The organism is Streptomyces mutomycini (genome assembly GCF_001700505.1).
GTDB lineage: Bacteria > Actinomycetota > Actinomycetes > Streptomycetales > Streptomycetaceae > Streptomyces > Streptomyces mutomycini.
Window position 1 is genome coordinate 1 of record NZ_MAPV01000066.1, and the last position, 18,001, is coordinate 18,001.

The 18,001-nt window shown below is 69.5% G+C and carries 19 protein-coding genes; 6 read left to right on the forward strand and 13 right to left on the reverse strand.

What is annotated here, in order from left to right:
• The first annotated feature begins 102 nt into the window (after nt 1-102).
• Both BFF76_RS10740 and BFF76_RS10745 read left to right on the forward strand, forming a co-directional pair.
• Complete coding sequence (locus tag BFF76_RS10740) at nt 103-1,092, forward strand: C40 family peptidase (RefSeq protein WP_031093605.1); 990 nt, start codon at nt 103-105, stop codon at nt 1,090-1,092.
• Between the two features lie 304 nt (nt 1,093-1,396).
• Complete coding sequence (locus BFF76_RS10745; RefSeq protein ID WP_031093603.1) at nt 1,397-2,128, forward strand: phosphatase PAP2 family protein; 732 nt, start codon at nt 1,397-1,399, stop codon at nt 2,126-2,128.
• Nucleotides 2,129-2,259: 131 nt separating this feature from the next.
• Here BFF76_RS10745 and BFF76_RS31220 read toward each other — a convergent pair whose 3' ends face one another.
• Nucleotides 2,260-2,442 carry a hypothetical protein gene (locus BFF76_RS31220; protein WP_053930697.1) on the reverse strand — a complete coding sequence of 61 codons (183 nt, stop codon included), beginning with the start codon at nt 2,440-2,442 and terminating at the stop codon, nt 2,260-2,262.
• Nucleotides 2,443-2,595: 153 nt separating this feature from the next.
• Between BFF76_RS31220 and BFF76_RS10750 the strand changes: the two genes are divergently transcribed.
• On the forward strand, nt 2,596-3,495 hold the full coding sequence (locus BFF76_RS10750) for an SCO4651 family lipoprotein (protein WP_065848085.1): 900 nt from the start codon (nt 2,596-2,598) through the stop codon (nt 3,493-3,495).
• Between the two features lie 99 nt (nt 3,496-3,594).
• Entirely contained in the window at nt 3,595-3,804 is a 210-nt protein-coding gene (locus tag BFF76_RS10755; RefSeq protein WP_031093599.1) for a hypothetical protein, read from the forward strand.
• Nucleotides 3,805-3,980: 176 nt separating this feature from the next.
• Here BFF76_RS10755 and BFF76_RS10760 read toward each other — a convergent pair whose 3' ends face one another.
• The gene (locus BFF76_RS10760; protein ID WP_031093597.1) at nt 3,981-4,328 is read right to left on the reverse strand and encodes a metal-sensitive transcriptional regulator; all 348 of its coding nucleotides are present in this window, start codon (nt 4,326-4,328) and stop codon (nt 3,981-3,983) included.
• A gap of 221 nt (nt 4,329-4,549) precedes the next feature.
• Between BFF76_RS10760 and BFF76_RS10765 the strand changes: the two genes are divergently transcribed.
• Together BFF76_RS10765 and BFF76_RS10770 are read left to right on the forward strand one after the other, a co-directional pair.
• Nucleotides 4,550-5,170 (forward strand): DUF47 domain-containing protein, encoded by a 621-nt coding sequence (locus BFF76_RS10765; RefSeq protein ID WP_031093591.1) that lies wholly within the window; start codon nt 4,550-4,552, stop codon nt 5,168-5,170.
• Nucleotides 5,171-5,175: 5 nt separating this feature from the next.
• Entirely contained in the window at nt 5,176-6,174 is a 999-nt protein-coding gene (locus BFF76_RS10770) for an inorganic phosphate transporter (RefSeq protein ID WP_031093590.1), read from the forward strand.
• 170 nt (nt 6,175-6,344) lie between these two features.
• On the opposite strand, the gene pstB is transcribed toward BFF76_RS10770, so the two are convergent.
• The 11 genes from pstB to mshD form a co-directional block, all read right to left on the reverse strand.
• Nucleotides 6,345-7,121, reverse strand: coding sequence for a phosphate ABC transporter ATP-binding protein PstB (gene pstB, locus BFF76_RS10775; protein WP_031093589.1), 777 nt, complete (start codon nt 7,119-7,121; stop codon nt 6,345-6,347).
• A gap of 27 nt (nt 7,122-7,148) precedes the next feature.
• Nucleotides 7,149-8,240 carry a phosphate ABC transporter permease PstA gene (gene pstA / locus BFF76_RS10780; RefSeq protein WP_065848086.1) on the reverse strand — a complete coding sequence of 364 codons (1,092 nt, stop codon included), beginning with the start codon at nt 8,238-8,240 and terminating at the stop codon, nt 7,149-7,151.
• Nucleotides 8,237-9,229, reverse strand: coding sequence for a phosphate ABC transporter permease subunit PstC (gene pstC, locus BFF76_RS10785; RefSeq protein ID WP_031093587.1), 993 nt, complete (start codon nt 9,227-9,229; stop codon nt 8,237-8,239). Before pstC ends, pstA begins: the two co-directional genes overlap by 4 nt.
• 132 nt (nt 9,230-9,361) lie before the next feature.
• The gene (pstS, locus tag BFF76_RS10790; RefSeq protein ID WP_031093586.1) at nt 9,362-10,495 is read right to left on the reverse strand and encodes a phosphate ABC transporter substrate-binding protein PstS; all 1,134 of its coding nucleotides are present in this window, start codon (nt 10,493-10,495) and stop codon (nt 9,362-9,364) included.
• Between the two features lie 271 nt (nt 10,496-10,766).
• Nucleotides 10,767-11,195 carry an NUDIX hydrolase gene (locus tag BFF76_RS10795; RefSeq protein WP_065848087.1) on the reverse strand — a complete coding sequence of 143 codons (429 nt, stop codon included), beginning with the start codon at nt 11,193-11,195 and terminating at the stop codon, nt 10,767-10,769.
• Nucleotides 11,192-12,181, reverse strand: coding sequence for a CHAD domain-containing protein (locus tag BFF76_RS10800; RefSeq protein ID WP_053930694.1), 990 nt, complete (start codon nt 12,179-12,181; stop codon nt 11,192-11,194). The genes BFF76_RS10795 and BFF76_RS10800 overlap by 4 nt, the downstream gene beginning before the upstream one ends.
• Complete coding sequence (locus BFF76_RS10805; RefSeq protein WP_031093583.1) at nt 12,168-14,414, reverse strand: RNA degradosome polyphosphate kinase; 2,247 nt, start codon at nt 14,412-14,414, stop codon at nt 12,168-12,170. The genes BFF76_RS10800 and BFF76_RS10805 overlap by 14 nt, the downstream gene beginning before the upstream one ends.
• Before the next feature lie 269 nt (nt 14,415-14,683).
• Nucleotides 14,684-15,679, reverse strand: coding sequence for an ABC transporter permease (locus BFF76_RS10810; RefSeq protein ID WP_065848088.1), 996 nt, complete (start codon nt 15,677-15,679; stop codon nt 14,684-14,686).
• A complete protein-coding gene (locus BFF76_RS10815) occupies nt 15,676-16,668 on the reverse strand; it encodes an ABC transporter ATP-binding protein (protein WP_420877208.1) in 993 nt (330 codons plus the stop codon). The genes BFF76_RS10810 and BFF76_RS10815 overlap by 4 nt, the downstream gene beginning before the upstream one ends.
• Nucleotides 16,566-16,976: a GntR family transcriptional regulator gene (locus BFF76_RS10820; RefSeq protein ID WP_031093577.1), complete on the reverse strand. Its 411-nt coding sequence runs from the start codon at nt 16,974-16,976 to the stop codon at nt 16,566-16,568. The genes BFF76_RS10815 and BFF76_RS10820 overlap by 103 nt, the downstream gene beginning before the upstream one ends.
• Nucleotides 16,977-17,068: 92 nt before the next feature.
• Nucleotides 17,069-17,992, reverse strand: a complete 924-nt coding sequence (mshD, locus tag BFF76_RS10825; protein WP_065848090.1) for a mycothiol synthase — start codon at nt 17,990-17,992, stop codon at nt 17,069-17,071.
• Nucleotides 17,993-18,001: the final 9 nt, after the last annotated feature.

Consider the following 18,001-nt stretch of genomic DNA (forward strand, 5'->3'; position numbering starts at 1 on the left):
CCCCTGACGCCCCCTCATGCCCCCATCCACCCGTACACACCAGCGAATCGCGTCGTGAACCCCGCCCGAATGGGGGATGGTTGGGGGGTGCGGAAATACTGGGTGTTCGTCGGCGGTGGGATCGGGCTGGGCCTGTGCTTCATCGCCCTGCTCGTCGTCGGTACGTACTCCGCCGCCGCCGGGATCTCCGGGGCGAGTGGGGCCGTCGGGCTGGCCAAGGGGGCTGTGCCTGCGCGGTATCAGCCTCTGGTGGAGAAGTGGGGCACCCTCTGCCCCGCCATCAATCCGGCACTCCTGGCAGCGCAGTTGTACCAGGAGAGTGGCTGGAATCCGCGCGCCCAGAGCCATGCCGCCGCGCAGGGCATCGCCCAGTTCATCCCCGGTACCTGGGCCTCGCACGGTATTGACGGGGACAAGGACGGGGACCGCGACGTCTGGGACCCGGCCGACGCGATTCCGTCCGCCGCGTCCTACGACTGCGAGCTCGCCGGGTACGTCAAGAAGGTGCCGGGCGACCCCACCGACAACATGCTCGCCGCCTACAACGCGGGCGCCTACCGGGTGATCCAGTCGGGCGGGGTCCCCTCGATCAGTGAGACGCAGAACTACGTCAAGATCATCCGGTCTCTGGAGAAGAGCTTCGCCAAGCCGGTCGGCCGGGTTCAGCCGTCACAACAGGCGGCCGGGGCGATCTACTTCGCGCAGAAGAAGCTCGGCACCCCGTATCTCTGGGGTGGGAACGGTACGGCCGACCAGGGCGGCAGGTTCGACTGTTCCGGGCTGACCCAGGCCGCGTACCGCACGGTCGACATCGAGCTGCCCCGGGTGGCCAATGACCAGTACAACGCCGGTCCGCACCCCTCCAGGGACGAGCTCCTCCCCGGCGACCTGGTGTTCTTTTCGGACGATCTGAACAACTCGCGGGCCATCCGGCATGTGGGCCTCTACGTCGGCGGTGGGTACATGATCAACGCGCCTTACACCGGCTCCGTGATCCGTTTCGACAAGATCGACACGCCTGATTACTTCGGTGCGACAAGGGTCACGAAGGACGGGGCCGCGGCGCTCCCGACCGCACTCCCGGAAAGCTGACGGGCAGTCGGCCGTGGCCGGAACTCTCCGTGAAGCCCGGGCCCTGAGCTGCGACGATGAGTCACTCTTCGATAACGTCATGGTGATCATTCGGTGGAGAACGGAACGTACGCGCCTGACAGGCCGTTCCCTGGACTGGGACAGCATGCGCACATGACCATGCGTGACTGCCCAGACCAGTCCGGCGTGACGGCATCATGGCGTGGCGCGGCACTGAATCCGCACCGACCACGGGGGTCAGACCAAGGCGACGCACGCCGTTGTGCGTCGCAGCAGCAGCAGACAAGGCAAGGGGCCGCGGCAGATGGCTGGACTCGCACTCGATGGGTCGAACCCCGATGTCAGCCTGCTCTACGACATCAATGGGCTGGCGAAGTCCGCTCCGACCTGGTTCGACCGGGTCATGGAGTTCGTCGGTGAGTTCGGGATCATGCTCGCCATGGTCCTGGCGGTCCTGTGGTGCTGGTGGAGCGTACGCCGACGCGGGACGACCGAGGACTCGGTCACGGCGGTCGCCGGGCTGGTGTGGGCGCCTCTCGCCGCCGGGATCGCGTTGCTCATCAACATCCCGATCCGGGGTTTCGTGGAGCGGCCGCGTCCGTTCCTCGACCACAAGGGGCTCGAAGTCCTGGTGAAGGGCAAGACTGACTTCTCGTTCGTCAGTGACCACGCGACGATGGCGATGGCGATCGCGGTGGGGCTGTTCGTGGCCAACAGGAAGTTCGGCCTGGTGGCCATCGCGCTGGCCCTCCTGGAGGGCTTCTGCCGCGTCTACATGGGCGTGCACTATCCGACCGACGTGATCGGCGGCTTCGCTCTCGGTACTGCCGTGGCTCTGCTGCTCGCTCCGCTCGCGATGATGCTGCTGACGCCTCTGGTGGGCGCGGTTGCCCGCGCCGGGGTGCTCGGCCGGCTCGTCCGCTCGGGCGGGGCCGGAACCACGGCCGACGACCGGAGCGAGTCGCGCGGCGTCCCCGAGCCGAGTACGGGCTCCGGCCGCGGCGTTGCGCCGGGCGAGAGGGATCTCGCCGCTTAGGCACGACGGGTTCGACGATGTGAGGGGTGTCCCACGAGGGGCACCCCTCACGCATGTCCGGGTACAGGTCCACGTGCGGACGTGCCTGCCGGGCGCCGGTCCGCCGGTGCCTTCCGCGAGGGGCCCCCGGCTCAGCGGTCCAGGGCGGTGCGGTGTTCCTCCGCATCGGTACGGGCCCGGTCGCGGGACCTTCGCGCGGCGCCCGACCAGCCGCAGCTGCACCGGGCCAGACAGAACGAGCCCCGTTCGACGGTCGTGGTGCTGTGTGCCGGGCCGGGGCTGTGGACGGGGGAGTCCGAGGGGTCCTGATGCACGCGTCCACGGTACCGGGGACGCTGTCCGGCGGTCAGCGAGTGGGCCGATCGGTGTCCGGAAGGGGCCCTGTGGCGTGACGAGGTGCCCCGGCCGTCGTTAGGCGAAGCGGGCGGGAACTCGGTCAGGTGTACGTCGTTGGGGGTTGGCAGGCGATGGTGGTGCAGCAGCAGAGGTGCGGAGGCGGGGCACTGGCTGTGTGCTGTCTGGCCGTGGCCGGTGTGCTGGCGGTGGGCACCGGCTGCGCCGGTACGGGCCCGGGCGACGGTGAGGGCGGCGGTGACGGGACCGGCCGGCAGACCGTGGCCGACGCCCGCGGCGCCGACGCCCCGGTCACCGTGGTCCGGCGGGCGGCCGAGGAGCTGGCCGCCGCGGGCAGCGCCGAGACGCGTACGTCGATGGAGACCGCGGCCGGCGGGACACGGGTGACGATCCGGGGGCAGGGGGCGTACGACTTCCGCAAGCAGCTGGGCCGGATCAAGGTCGTCCTGCCGAAGGACGCCGCCGGGGCCGACGAGCACCGGCCGATCACGGAACTGCTGGCACCAGGTGCGCTCTTCATGAAGAACCGTGGTGCCGGGGTGCCCGACGACAAATGGGTTCGTATCGACACGACGGCTCTGGAGGACGGCAATCTGGTCACCGGTGGTGTGACCGATCCGACTGCCGCCGCCGAGCTGCTGCGGGGCACGGGCGATGTGACCTACGTCGGACGTACGGAGCTGGCCGGTGTGGTGGTCCGGCACTACCGGGGAGTCGCGGACCTCGGGCGGGCGGCGCTTGAGGCATCGCCCTCCTCGCGCGGGGCGCTGGCCGCCGCGGCGAAAGGGTTCCGTACGGACACGGTGCCCTTCGACGCCTATCTGGACGACGAGGGCCTGCTGCGCAAGGTGCGCCACCGCTTCACCTTCGCGACCGAAGGGCCGGCGGTCGCGGTGGTGTCGACGATGCTGCTCTACGGCTTCGGCGTGCCGGTCCCGGTGGAGCTGCCGGGCGAGGCGGACATCTACACGGGGCGCGTCCAGCAGGGCGGGAGTGGCCCGGAAACGCCGTAGGGAGGGGGCCGAAATGGTCCTTCCGTGCCATGCGCGGCGCGTACCCCGCTCCCTACGCTAGGGAGCCGGTGCGCCAGGAGTCGGCGACAGCAGAGAGAGGTGACGCAGGTGGTGACGCTCAGCGCTCCGAGCGCTCAGGACTGTGTGGCCCTCGCCGAGATCGAGCTGTGCGGCGAGCTCATGATCGCGGCAGCGGACGCACCTGAGGACCGGCTCAGTCCCGACCGTATCGACGAGGTGCTCAACGTCGGGGCGGATGCCGCCGAGCAGTCACCGACGATCCCCCGGCAGGCCCGCCACCGGACATGACCTCGACGAGGGCCTTGCCCTTCCCCGGACACCGGAGACGGGCAACGGGCATCGTCAGGAGGCACGGGCAACGGACACCGTCAGGGGCATCGTCGGACGGCACGACACAGACACGGGCACGGACACGGGTGAGCGAGGGCGGTTCCCGGTTCGCGCACAACGGCCGAGGCCCGCTGTCAGGTACGCAGCAGGCGGGCGATCGCCTTGGTGGCTTCCTCGACCTTCGCGTCGATCTCCCCGCCGCCCTTGAGCGCCGCATCCGCGACGCAGTGGCGCAAATGCTCCTCCAGCAGCTGGAGCGCGAAGGACTGCAGGGCCTTCGTGGACGCCGAGACCTGGGTGAGTATGTCGATGCAGTAGACGTCCTCGCCCACCATCCGCTGGAGCCCGCGGATCTGGCCTTCGATGCGGCGCAGACGCTTGAGGTGCTCCTCCTTCTGGTGGTGGTAGCCGTGGATACCGCGGTCGTGGTCGGTGACCACCGCTTCCGTACCGGCTGCGTCGGTGGCCTCGGTGCTGGTCATGTGGTCCTCCCGTTGTCCTCTTGGCCTGCGCAGAGCGTGCCGTTCTGTACCGTCTGCATACCCCTGCCGGGTATATCGTAACGAATCCAGCCGAAACGTGACCGGGGGGCCGTGCTGATCACTGTGCCCGATGCGCGACACTGAATAACGCCGGTTAGCCGTGGCCGGATGATGCGCCTAGCATCAGCCTGACCGAATCCAAAGCACCCCGAGGACCCCACGTGCGCTTTCGTCTGACCCCCAGGGAGACGAGCTTCTACGACATGTTTTCCGCATCCGCGGACAACATCGTCACGGGCTCGAAGCTCCTCATGGAACTGCTCGGGGCGGATTCAGCCTCCCGAGTCGAGATCGCGGAGCGTATGCGGGCAGCGGAGCACGCGGGGGACGATGCCACCCACGCGATCTTCCACCAGCTGAACTCCTCCTTCATCACGCCGTTCGACCGCGAGGACATCTACAACCTCGCGTCGTCGCTCGACGACATCATGGACTTCATGGAGGAGGCCGTCGACCTGGTCGTCCTGTACCAGATCGACGAGCTCCCCAAGGGTGTCGAGCAGCAGATCGAGGTCCTGGCCAGGGCGGCGGAACTGACCGCCGAGGCCATGCCGAGTCTGCGGACCATGGAGAACCTCACCGAGTACTGGATCGAGGTCAACCGCCTGGAGAACCAGGCCGACCAGATCCACCGCAAGCTGCTGGCCCAGCTCTTCAACGGCAAGTACGAAGCCATGGACGTGCTGAAGCTCAAGCAGATCGTGGATGTGCTGGAAGAGGCGGCTGATGCGTTCGAGCACGTCGCCAACACCGTGGAGACCATCGCGGTCAAGGAGTCCTGAACCTCGTGGACACCTTTGCGCTGATCGTGACCATCGGTGTCGCGCTCGGCTTCACGTATACGAACGGCTTCCACGACTCGGCGAACGCCATCGCCACCTCGGTCTCCACCCGGGCGCTGACCCCGCGTGCGGCTCTGGCGATGGCCGCTGTGATGAACCTCGCAGGCGCCTTCCTGGGCCAGGGGGTCGCCAAGACCGTCAGTGAAGGGCTGATCGCCACACCCGAGGGCCAGAAGGGGATGGGAATCCTCTTCGCGGCGCTGGTCGGCGCGATCATCTGGAATCTCGTCACCTGGTACTACGGCCTGCCGTCCTCGTCCTCGCACGCCCTGTTCGGCGGCATGGTCGGCGCCGCGCTGGCCGGCGGGACGATGGTGCACTGGGACGGCGTGCTGTCCAAGATCGTCATCCCGATGTTCCTCTCGCCGATCATCGGCCTGGTCGTCGGCTATCTGGTGATGGTCGGGATCATGTGGATATTCCGGAAGACCAACCCTCACAAGGCCAAGCGCGGCTTCCGTATCGCCCAGACGGTCTCGGCGGCGGGCATGGCGCTCGGTCACGGTCTGCAGGACGCCCAGAAGACGATGGGCATCGTGGTGATGGCCCTGGTCATCGCCGATGTCGAGGGACCGAACGACGAGATCCCGATCTGGGTCAAGATCGCCTGCGCGACGATGCTGTCCCTCGGGACGTACGCGGGGGGCTGGCGCATCATGCGCACGCTCGGCCGCAAGATCATCGAGCTGGACCCGCCGCAGGGTTTCGCCGCGGAGACGACCGGCGCTTCGATCATGTTCGGCTCGGCGTTCCTGTTCCACGCGCCGATCTCGACGACTCACGTGATCACCTCGGCCATCATGGGTGTCGGCGCCACGAAGCGGGTGAACGCGGTCCGCTGGGGCGTCGCCAAGAACATCATCCTGGGGTGGTTCATCACGATGCCGGCCGCGGCACTGGTGGCCGCGCTCAGCTACGGGATCGTCGTACTGCTCTTCGGCTGACCCGGCCGGCCCCCGACGGGGCACGGCCGGGCGACCGGCGTACGTAAATGGGTCCGCCCCTGCTCTCCGGTGGAGAGTGGGGGCGGACCCTTTGCCTTGTGGTGGCACCGCCATGCAGCACCCCAAGGCCGTCTGTGGTTGTCCGGAGCCGTTGTTGTCCGGGCGTGTGGTTATCCGAAGCGGCCGGAGATGTAGTCCTCGGTCGCCTGCACGGACGGGTTGGAGAAGATCCGCTCCGTCTCGTCGATCTCGATGAGCCGGCCGGGCTTGCCGACCGCCGAGAGGTTGAAGAAGGCCGTACGGTCCGAGACGCGTGCCGCCTGCTGCATGTTGTGCGTCACGATGACGATCGTGAAGCGCTCCTTCAGCTCGCCGATCAGGTCCTCGATGGCGAGGGTCGAGATCGGGTCGAGCGCGGAGCACGGCTCGTCCATCAGCAGCACGTCCGGCTCGACCGCGATCGCGCGGGCGATGCACAGGCGCTGCTGCTGGCCGCCGGAGAGGCCGGAGCCCGGCTTGTTCAGGCGGTCCTTGACCTCGTTCCAGAGGTTGGCGCCCTTGAGTGACTTCTCGACGATGTCCGACAGCTGGCTCTTGCGGTAGGAGCCGTTCAGCCGCAGTCCCGCCGCGACGTTGTCGAAGATCGACATGGTCGGGAAGGGGTTCGGGCGCTGGAAGACCATGCCGACCGTGCGGCGCACGGTGACGGGGTCGACGCCGGAGCCGTAAAGGTTCTCGTCGTCCAGCAGCACCTTGCCCTCGACGCGGCCACCGGGGGTGACCTCGTGCATGCGGTTCAGGGTGCGGAGGAAGGTGGACTTGCCGCAGCCGGACGGGCCGATGAAGGCGGTCACGGAGCGGGGCTCCACGGTCATCGAGATGTCCTCGATGGCCTTGTGGGAGCCGTAGTAGGCGGTGAGGCCGCTGATGTCGATGCGCTTGGCCATGTGGAATCAACTGCTTTCTGCGTGGCCTCAGCGGCCGGACTTCGGGGCCTTCCAGCGGGCTATGCCGCGGGCCACCAGATTGAGGATCATGACGAAGGCGATCAGCACCAGGGCTGCGGCCCAGGCACGGTCGTAGGACGCGGCCTCGCCGATCTTGTACTGCTCGTAGATGTAGAACGGCAGCGAGGACTGGGCGCCTTCGAAGGGGTTCGTGTTGATCAACTGGCTGCCGAAGACCAGCAGGATGATCGGTGCCGTCTCTCCCGCGATGCGTGCGATGGCGAGCATGACGCCGGTGGTGATGCCGCCGATCGCGGTGGGCAGGACCACCTTCAGGATGGTGCGCCACTTCGGGATGCCGAGTGCGAGGGAGGCCTCGCGGAGCTCGTTGGGGACGAGCTTGAGCATCTCCTCGGTGGAGCGGACCACGACGGGGACCATCAGGATCGTCAGGGCCAGCGCACCCATCAGGCCGGAGGGCTCGATGCTGGCGATCAGCATGATCGACAGGATGAAGAGACCGGCCACGATGGACGGGATGCCCGTCATGACGTCGACGAAGAAGGTGACGGCCTTGGCGAGCGTGCCCTTGCCGTACTCGACCAGGTAGACCGCGGTCAGCAGTCCGAGAGGGGCGGAGATCACGGTGGCGATCCCGACCTGTTCCAGGGTGCCGATCAGCGCGTGGTAGACACCGCCACTGTCCTCGGAGCCCAGGACCCCGGCCATCGAGTGCGTGAGGAAGTAGCCGTCGAGGCGCTCGGAGCCGCGGCTGATCGTGGTCCAGAGCAGGGAGGCCAGCGGCACGACGGCCACGAGGAAGCACACCCAGACGATGCTGGTGGCGAGGCGGTCCTTGGCCTGGCGCTTGTTCTCGACCGCGGTCGTCGCGACGTACGAGATGGTCAGGAAGAGCAGGGCGGAGATCAGGCCCCACTGGACGCGGCTGTGCCAGCCGGCCGCCAGGGAGATCCCCACGCCGAGTGCGGTCGCCACGACGGCGAAGCCGAGCGGGGCCCACCGGGGGAGGCTGCGGCTGCTGAGGCCGCCCTTGCGGGGTTCCGGCGAGGTCTGCGGACGCTCGTCCTGGACTTCGGTGGTGGTGGTGGCGTGGGTCATGCGTTGGCCCCCGAGTACTCCTTGCGGCGGGCGATGATGAGCCGGGCCGCGCCGTTGACCAGCAGGGTGAGGACGAAGAGGACGAGGCCCGAGGCGATCAGGGCGTCGCGTCCGAATTCGTCGGCCTCACCGAACTTGGCCGCGATGTTCTGGGCGAAGGTCCCGCCGCCCGGATTGAGCACGTGCAGCGAGATGAGGAAGCTCGGCGAGAGGACCGTGGCGACGGCCATCGTCTCGCCGAGCGCGCGGCCGAGGCCGAGCATCGAGGCCGAGATGATGCCGGAGCGGCCGAAGGGCAGTACCGAGAGCCGGATGACCTCCCAGCGCGTGGCGCCGAGGGCGAGCGCGGCCTCCTCGTTCATCTTCGGGACCTGGAGGAAGACCTCGCGGCTGACGCTGGTCACGATCGGCAGGATCATGATCGCGAGCAGGACGCCGACGGTGAAGAGCGAGCGGGCGACGCCGACCTCGGTCTTCTCGAAGAGGTACGTCCAGCCGAAGAACTGGTCGAGCCAGAGGTTCAGGCCCTCCAGGTACGGGACGAGGACGAGGGCGCCCCAGATGCCGTAGACGATGCTGGGCACCGCGGCGAGCAGGTCGATGACGTACGCGATCGGGGCTGCCAGCCTGCGCGGTGCGTAGTGCGAGATGAACAGGGCGATGCCGACAGCGATCGGAACCGCGATGACCATCGCGATGATCGAGCTGACGACGGTGCCGAAGAGCAGGACCGCGATGCCGAAGACCGGCGGGTCACCGGCCGGGTTCCAGTCGAAGGTGGTGAGGAAGTTGCCCTCGTCCTTCGATATCGCGATGACGGCGCGGTAGCTGAGGAACACGGCGATCGACGCCATGAGCACGAGCAGCAGGATGCCCGAGCCCCGCGAGAGGCCCAGGAAGATCTTGTCGCCGGCGCGCCCGGTGGACTTGGGGCGGCCGCGCGTGACCGGCGGAGCCGGTGGGATGTCGAGCGGTGTGGTGGAAGCCATGGTCTTTCCGGTCTGTGTGGGGGAGCGGAGGCTCCCCTGGCGGCGGTGCACCGGATGGTCGGGCGGTGGGGGCCGGTCCGGAGGAGTGCGCCGGACCGGCCCGCAGCTGCGTGCGTGTCGTGCGGTGGAGGGTTACGAAAGGCCGGCGACGGTCTCGCGGACCTTGGCGTTGATCGCCTCGGGGATCGGGGCGTAGCCGGCCTCGGTCAGGACCTTCTGGCCGTCCTCGGAGGCGGTGTAGTTCAGGAAGGACTTGACCGTCCCGAGGGTGTCGGCCTTGTTGCCGGTGTCGCAGACGACCTCGTAGGTCACCAGGACGAGCGGGTAGGCGCCCTCGGCCTTGGTGGTGTAGTCGAGGTCGAGCGCCAGGTCCTTGCCGGTGCCCTTGACCTTGGCGGCGGCGATGGCCTTGGAGGCGTTCTCCGAGGTGGCCTCGACCGGGGCGGCGCCACCGGTGTTGATGGCGACGGTGGTGATGTCCTGCGACGCGGCGTAGGACAGCTCGAAGTAACCGATGGAACCGTCGACGGCCTTCACCTGGGAGGCGATGCCGGAGGAACCGGACGCGGCCTGGCCACCGGGGGCCGGCCACTTCTTCTCGGCCTCGTACTTCCAGTCGCTCGGGGCCGCGGCGTTCAGGTACTTGCCGAGGTTCTGCGTGGTGCCGGAGTCCTCGGAGCGGTGGAAGGCCTGGATGGGCTTGTCCGGCAGCTTGACGCCCTCGTTGAGCTTGGCGATCGCCGGGTCGTTCCACTTCTTGATCTTGGTGTCGAAGATCTTGGCGAGGGTGGAGGCGTCCAGCGTGAGCTTGTCGACGCCCTCCAGGTGGAAGCCGACCGCGACCGGACCGCCGACCATCGGGAGGTTGATGCCCTGGCCGGTCTTGCAGATCTTCTTCGACTCGGCGACCTCTTCGGGCTTCAGGGCGGAGTCGGAGCCGGCGAAGCCCACGGTGCCCTGGTTGAACGCGACGATGCCCTCACCGGAGGAGGAGGAGCTGTAGTTGACCTCCACGCCGGGGCAGGCGGCCATGTAGTTCTTGACCCAGAGGTCCATCGCGTTCTTCTGGGCGCTGGACCCGGAAGCACGCAGCTGGCCCTTCGCGCCGTCGCACTTGATGTTCGACGCGGCGGCACTCGTCTTGCCGCCGTCCGCGCCGGTGCCGGTGTTGTCGTCCGAACCGCACGCCGTGAGGACCAGGGCGCCGGAGACGGCGAGGGCACCGAGCGCGGTGGCACGAAGCCGGTTCTTGCGCTGAAGCTTCACTTTCGGGGTGTTCCTTCCAGGAGCCGCCGCGACTGGTGGGGCGGGCGGCGTGCGATGAGATGGTGCGGTGGCTTGGCGCCGTGCACCGTGTACGTCCGAAATTAGGCAGAAGAGGTGAAGCGGCCTACGGGGCAGAGTGAACGGCAGGTGAACCGTGTGGGGCGGGCTGGTTCTGCGTGCTACGCGGCGTGACGAGGGGCCCCGGGACCGTGGCCCCGGGGCGTTGAACCCGCGTGTGCTGCTCCCGGCCAGGGGCCGCGGTGTTCCGCCCTCAATCGCAGGAAGGGCCTGAATTCGCCGGACCGGTGCGCAGGAAGGTGTCCAGCTGGATGCGGTCGCCCGGGCGGCTCAGGCGGGCCCGGGCGGCGGCGGGGGACAGCCATGCCAGCCGGTCGACCTCGTTGCTGGGGACGAACGCGCCGTCCGTCACCTCCGCCGCCCAGTAGCTGACCTCTTTGGGGCGCCCGTTCGCCGTGTACCGGGCCGTCGGCAGGGCGGTGCCCGGCAGGCAGTGGTGGCCCGTCTCCTCCAGGACCTCGCGCAGGGCGGCCTCCAGCGCTGTTTCTCCGCGCTTCAGCTTGCCCTTGGGATACGACCAGTCGTCGTAGCGGGGCCTGTGGACCAGGCAGATCTCCAGGCCTCCGCCGTCCGGGGACCTGCGCCAGAGCACGCAGCCCGCCGCCAGGACGAGATCACTCATGGCACGGTCACGGCTGCCGCGTAGGGCCAGTTCTCCCGGAACACGCTGCGTGCCGCTTCCACCTCGTGCCGCTGGTCGGCGTGGAGCACCCCCAGGGCGTACGCCGTCGTCGGGGCGATGCGCGGGGTGCGTGCCGCGGCCGCTGCCGCTGCGGCGGCCTCGGCCGCGTCACGGTGCAGGTCCAGCGCGTGTCCCGGGCCGGCGAGGGCGGGGTCGGGGGTGCCGCGCAGCATCTCGTGGGCGTACCGGTGCAGCCGCAGCAGCAGCCGGGCCTGGTGCCAGAGCGCGTCCTGGGCCTCGTTGTACGGCTCCATCGCCTCGTCGGGCGGGAGCGCGGCCACCGCGTCCAGCATCCGCTGCTCGGCCAGTGCGGCCGGGGCGTGCAGCACCCTTTCCGCCGGTTCGGCGGCCGCGGTGGACAGGGGGACCTCTGAGGCGAGCAGTGCGACGGCGTCGGCGACGGCGTGGAAGCGCGAGGAGCCGAGCGCCTGGAGCGCCGCCGAGTGGGCGCGGGTCCTGGCGAGGGTCAGCCGGCGTTCCAGGAGTGCTCCGGCCCGGGCGGCGCCGACGCCGAGTGCCGCCCGCTCCTTGTCGCTCCCGTCCGCACCGGTCTCCGCGGAACGGGCCGCCGGGAGTGAGGCACCGGAGAGCTGGTGCAGCGCCTCCAGGAGCCGGGCGAGCCTGGTGGCGTAGGCGTGTTCGCGGGCGAGGGTTCCGGAGAGCCAGGCCAGCTCCGCGCGGAGCTGGTCGGCCCAGGCCGGTTCGAGTGTTCCCCGGAAGGTGTGCAGCGTGCCGCTGATCCGGCGTGCCGAGCGGCGCAGCGCGCGGGCGGCCTCGTCGGCGCTCTGCGTCCCCGCGTCCGCCGGGGCACTGTGCTCGCGGTGCAGCCGCAGGCCCCGTAGGAAGGAGGCGGCCTGTTCGCGCAGGTAGGGCGCGAGGACCGCTTCCGCGGAGAGGGTCGTCGTCTGGTGGTCAGGGCGTCGCACGCCGGCGCCTCCGGGCTTCGATGAGCATCTCTTGCACGTGCCTCAGCGGCTGCCCGTCCGCGTCCGTGGAGTGCCGGGTCCAGTTTCCGTCGGGGCCCAGGTGCCAGGAGGTGATGGTGTCGGACATGCCTGTTTCCAGGAGCCTGCTGAGGGCGGCGCGATGCGCTGGGTCGGTGACGCGGACCAGTGCTTCGATCCGGCGGTCGAGGTTACGGTGCATCATGTCGGCGCTTCCGAACCACACTTCGGGCTCTCCGCCGTTGCCGAAGGCGAAGACCCGGGAGTGTTCGAGGAAGCGGCCCAGTATGGAGCGGACCCGGATGTTCTCGGAGAGGCCGTTGACCCCGGGGCGGATCGCGCAGATGCCGCGTACCCAGATGTCGACCGGCACACCGGCCTGGCCCGCCCGGTAGCAGGCGTCGATGACCGCTTCGTCGACCATCGAGTTGACCTTGAAGCGGACGTACGCCGGCCGGCCCGCGCGGTGGTGGGTGATCTCCTTGTTGATGCGTGCGACCAGCCCGTCGCGCAGGGACTTCGGGGCGACCAGCAGCCGGCGGTAGGTCTCGCGGCGGGAGTAGCCGGAGAGCCGGTTGAAGAGGTCGGAGAGGTCGGCACCGACCTGCGGGTCGGCGGTCAGCAGGCCGAGGTCCTCGTAGAGCCGCGCCGTCTTGGGGTGGTAGTTGCCGGTGCCGACGTGGGAGTAGCGGCGCAGCGTGTCGCCCTCCTGCCGGACGACGAGAGACAGCTTGCAGTGGGTCTTGAGGCCGACGAGGCCGTAGACGACGTGGCAGCCGGACTCCTCCAGCTTGCGGGCCCACTTGATGTTGGCCTGCTCGTCGAAGCGCGCCTTGATCTCGACGAGGACGAGGACCTGCTTGCCGGATTCGGCCGCGTCGATCAGGGCGTCCACTATCGGCGAGTCGCCCGAGGTCCGGTAGAGGGTCTGCTTGATCGCGAGGACGTCGGGGTCGCCCGCCGCCTGCTCCAGGAAGGCCTGGACGGAGGTGGAGAAGGAGTCGTACGGGTGGTGCAGCAGCACGTCGCGTTCGCGCAGGGCGGCGAAGATGTCGGGCGCCGAGGCCGACTCGACCTCGGCGAGGTCGCGGTGGGTGCCGGCGATGAACTTGGGGTACTTCAGCTCGGGCCGGTCCAGCGACGCGATGCCGAACAGCCCGGTGAGGTCGAGCGGGCCCGGCAGCGGGTAGAGCTCGGTCTCGGAGATGTTCAGCTCGCGCACGAGCAGGTCCAGGACGTACGGGTCGATGGACTCCTCGACCTCCAGGCGCACCGGCGGGCCGAAGCGGCGCCGCATGAGCTCCTTCTCCAGGGCCTGGAGCAGGTTCTCGGTGTCGTCCTCCTCGACCTCCAGGTCCTCGTTCCTGGTGACCCGGAACATGTGGTGGGCGAGGACCTCCATGCCCGGGAAGAGCTCTTCGAGGTGGGCCGCGATGATGTCCTCTATCGGGACGTACCGCTGCGGGGACGCCTCCAGGAAGCGGGTGAGCAGCGGCGGCACCTTGACGCGGGCGAAGTGCCGGTGGCCGCTGACGGGATTGCGCACGACCACGGCGAGGTTCAGCGACAGCCCGGAGATGTACGGGAACGGGTGCGCGGGGTCGACGGCCAGCGGGGTCAGCACGGGGAAGACCCGCTGCCGGAAGAAGGTGAAGAGGCGGGCCTGCTCCTTCTCGGTCAGATCGGGCCAGCGGACCAGCTGGATGCCCTCGTCGGACAGGGCGGGTGCGATGTCCTGCTGGTAGCAGGCCGCGTGGCGGGCCATGAGCTCGCGGGAGCGGGTCCAGATCAGGTCGAGGACCTCGCGGGGCTGGAGCCCGGACGCGGAGCGGGTGGCGACGCCGGTCGCGATACGGCGCTTGAGCCCGGCGACCCGGACCATGAAGAACTCGTCCAGGTTCGAGGCGAAGATGGCGAGGAAATTAGCCCGTTCGAGTAGCGGTGTGGTGGGGTCCTCGGCCAGTTCCAGAACGCGTTCGTTGAACGCGAGCCAACTGCGCTCCCGGTCGAGGAAACGGCCCTGGGGCAGCTCGTCGCCGGCTGAATCGGGCTCGTAGGCGTCCGCGTCGTTGTCCAGATCGGGGTCCAGGTCGGCGGCTGTGGACAGGCCTGAGGGCACCGAGCCCGCGACGGCGTTCGGCCGGTGGGCGGCGAGGGAGCCGACCGACGGCTGGGTGGGCTGGACCGGGACCTCGGAGCTGGGCTGCTGGCTCATGGACCTATTCTTCCGCGCGTTCGGCTCCTCAGGCGCGTCGGAGCCCGTAAAGATCGCAGAAGAAGCGGAAGTGGGCCCTGGACCGGGGCCTCTCCCGTTGCGGGGGGTGGGCACAGCTGGCTGCATCCCGTGAGGGTCGCAAGCCCGTCTGAATGGCCGGTAACGGCGACATGACGTACAGGAAGCGGTGTGACTGCGGTGCCGTCCCTCTTCACCGTGGGTGAACCTCCTGTCCGGGCTCCCCCCCGGGGCCCGGACAGGGGCGGCTCTCAGCCGGTGCGGCGGCGCAGCACCCGGAAGGCGAGTGCGAGGGCCAGGGCGGCGAGGGCGAGCAGGATGCCGGTCTCGACGAGCTGGATGGGCCAGAAATGGGAGGCGGGGTGGTAGTCGAGGTACTGGCTGGTGACGTCGTGGTCCGCCATGCACCGGAGCCACTCCCCGTGGGACCCGGCAGGCGAGCAGAGATCGGGTGGCAGCCGCTCACCGCTGCTGTTGACGGGGCCCGATTCCACCCACCAGATGTTCGAGCGGACGTCCAGGGACCGGCCGGTAATCGTGCGCGTCGGCCACAGTTCGCGGCGGAAGTACGCGGAGGCCGTGATCACCGCTCCTGTTGCGAACGCGGAGACGGCCAGTGCGGGGACGGTGCGGCGTATCAGCAGGCCGGCGAGCGTCCCGAGGCACAGTCCGGACAGGAGGGAGGCGAACGGCACAGTGCCCGTGGTGGCGAACAGCGGCCAGCTGTGCCACTCGGCCGGGTAGGGGTTCGCCGTGCGGGAGCTCGTCCACCGGAGGGCGGATGCCAGCACGGCCGTACCGGCCAGCACCAGCACGGTGGGCACGGCCAGCTTGGCGGTCAGCCAGCGCGTGGGTGACACCGACTGGGTCCAGGACAGTCTGAAGGTGCCGGTCTCGAACTCCCTGGCGATCAGCGGGCCAGCGACGAACGCGCTGAAGAGTGCGGGCAGGACGGTCAGGAACGCTGCGACGCCCTGGAAGATGCTGCGGTAGAAGGACATGCTGTCCAGGTAGTTCCGGGCCGTCTGCATGCAAGGCCGGTTACCGTCGGAGCCGTCCACCGGGCAGCCGCTCGCCTCGAAGACCTCGGCGACGTGGGACGACCGCAGGGCGAGGGCGACCAGTCCGATAAGTGTGGCCAGGGCGAGCCCGCCGGCGATCCGCAGGAGCAGCCGGTGCTGCCGCAGCACGACCCGGGCCGGTCCGCGCAGGGAGTCGCGGGCGGGTGCGGGGGTGAGGACGCTCATGCCGTGGCCACCTCCTCCCGGGCGTGCGCGCTCGGTGTGAGCAGGGCAGGGGCTTCGGGGGAGCGGAGGTGGGCCAGGAGCAGCTCCTCCAGGGAGGGTTCCTTGACGTCCCAGGCGGTGTCGTCCACCGGGCCTTCCCTCCGTACGAGCGCGGTGAGCTGACGTCCCGTCGTACGGGATTCGACGACCGTGTGCGGGGCGAGGTCGCGGGCCTGGCCGGTGAGGACGGAGTGCGCGGCGACGATGTCGTCGCTCTCGCCGCCGAGCCGGACGCGGCCGCCGTCGACGAGCAGGAGGTAGTCGCAGGCGCCCTCCAGCTCGGTCAGGATGTGCGAGGACATCACGATGGTGGTGCCGTGTTCGGCGGCCTCGGCCATCAGGACGCCCATCAGCTGGTGACGGGCGAGCGGGTCGAGGTCGGCCATCGGCTCGTCCAGCAGCATCAGTTCGGGCCGCTTGCCGAGGGCGAGCGCCAGGGCCAGGCGGGTGCGCTGACCGCCCGAGAGGGTCCGGACCTTGGCGTCCTGGGGAAGCACGCCGGCGATCCGGTCCGCGGCCGCGCGGTCCCAGGAGGCGGGGTTGAGCTGGGCACCGGCCCACAGGGTGTCGGCGACGGTGAGCTGCGGGTACAGCGGCTTGTCCTGCGAGACGTACGCGATGCGGGGACGGGCCTCGGCGGGTGTCGAGCCGAGCACCCGCACCGACCCCTCGGCGGGCCGGAGCAGGCCTGCGGCGAGGGACAGCAGGGTGGACTTCCCGGCGCCGTTGGGTCCGACGAGAGCGCATATCCGTCCCGTGGGCAGCCGGAACGAGCAGTCGCGCAATGCCCACCCGCGCTTTCGCCCATAGGTCATACCGAGGCCGTTCGCCTCGATCGCGGCACCTGTCATGAGTGCTGGTCCCCCTTGAATGTGCTGTTCAGTACGTCGGTGAAGAGCGCGCTCACGTCGTCCCTGTCCAGGCCGGCGGCGCGGGCCCTGCGGGTCCATTCGGACAGCTCGGCGCGCAGGGGCGGGTCGGTGGTGACCGCCGCGCTGCCGAGGGTCCGGCGGACGAAGGTGCCGAGACCGCGGCGGGCCTCGACGAGCCCTTCGCGTTCCAGTTCGCGGTAGGCCTTGAGCACGGTGTTCGGATTGATCGCCGTGGCCTCGACGACCTCGCGGGCCGTGGGCAGCCGGTCGCCCGGCTCCAGCACACCGAGGCGGAGCGCCTGCTTGGTCTGCTGCACGATCTGGAGGTAGGTGGCGACGCCGCTGCGCCGGTCGATGCGGAATTCGACCGCTGCGGACTCTGCCATGTGCACCACCCTTTCACTAGTTGAGTAGTGAAAGGGTGGTGTAAAACAGGGGCGGCGTCAAGTGACGCCGCCCCTGGGTGTGTTGAGCGTGGTCAGGATTCCGTGCGGTACATCAGGTCGACCTCGTGGGTGGCGAAGCCCATCCGTTCGTAGACGGACAGTGCCGCCAGGTTGTCGGCGTCGACATAGAGCATGGCCGTCGGGAGTCCCCGGGAGGCCAGATACCGCAGTCCGATCGCGGTGAGCGCCTTGCCGAGGCCGCCGCCCTGGGCGTCGGGCCTGATGCCCACGACGTAGACCTCGCCCAGCTCCTCCTCCGCGTGCACCTTCGTCCAGTGGAAGCCGATGATCTCTCCGTCGCGCTCGGCCAGGAAGAAGCCCTTCGGGTCGAACCAGGGCTCGGACTTGCGGTCGTCCAGGTCCCGCTGGGTGAGCGAACCCTGCTCGGGATGATGGGCGAACGCGGCACTGTTGACGGTGAGCCAGGCCGCGTCGTCCTGCCCCGGCACGAAGGTGCGGACGGTGACGCCCGGCGGAAGGGCCGGCTCGGCGATGTCGAGGGTGTCCAGTGGGCGGCGCAGCTGGCGCAGCTCACGGAAGAGGGAGAGGCCGAGTACCTGCGCGAGGTGCCGGGCGGCCGACTTGCCGCCGTGCGCCCAGACCCGCAGCCGCTTCCCGGTCGCGGCGAGGAGTGCGGCACCCAGGGCCCGGCCGTGTCCACGGCCCCGGTGGGCGGGGGCCACGACCAGCTCGGCGGCAGGGGCCTCCACGGGGTCGGTGTCCTCCAGCTGCGCGTATCCGGCCAGAACGCCGTCGACGGTGAGCAGGAAATGCCGGACGCTCTCGCGGTGCCCGCCCCTCAACTGCAGCCGCCCCTGCTCGGAGACGGCCTGCCGGCCATCGGTCCCGGCGGCCTCGCCGAGGAGGGCGAGGACGGCGTCGGCCTGCTCGGGGGTGAGCGCGTCGAGGGTCTCGATCTCGCGCCCTGGGGAGGGGAGGGGTGCGTCAGTCGTCATGGATACGAG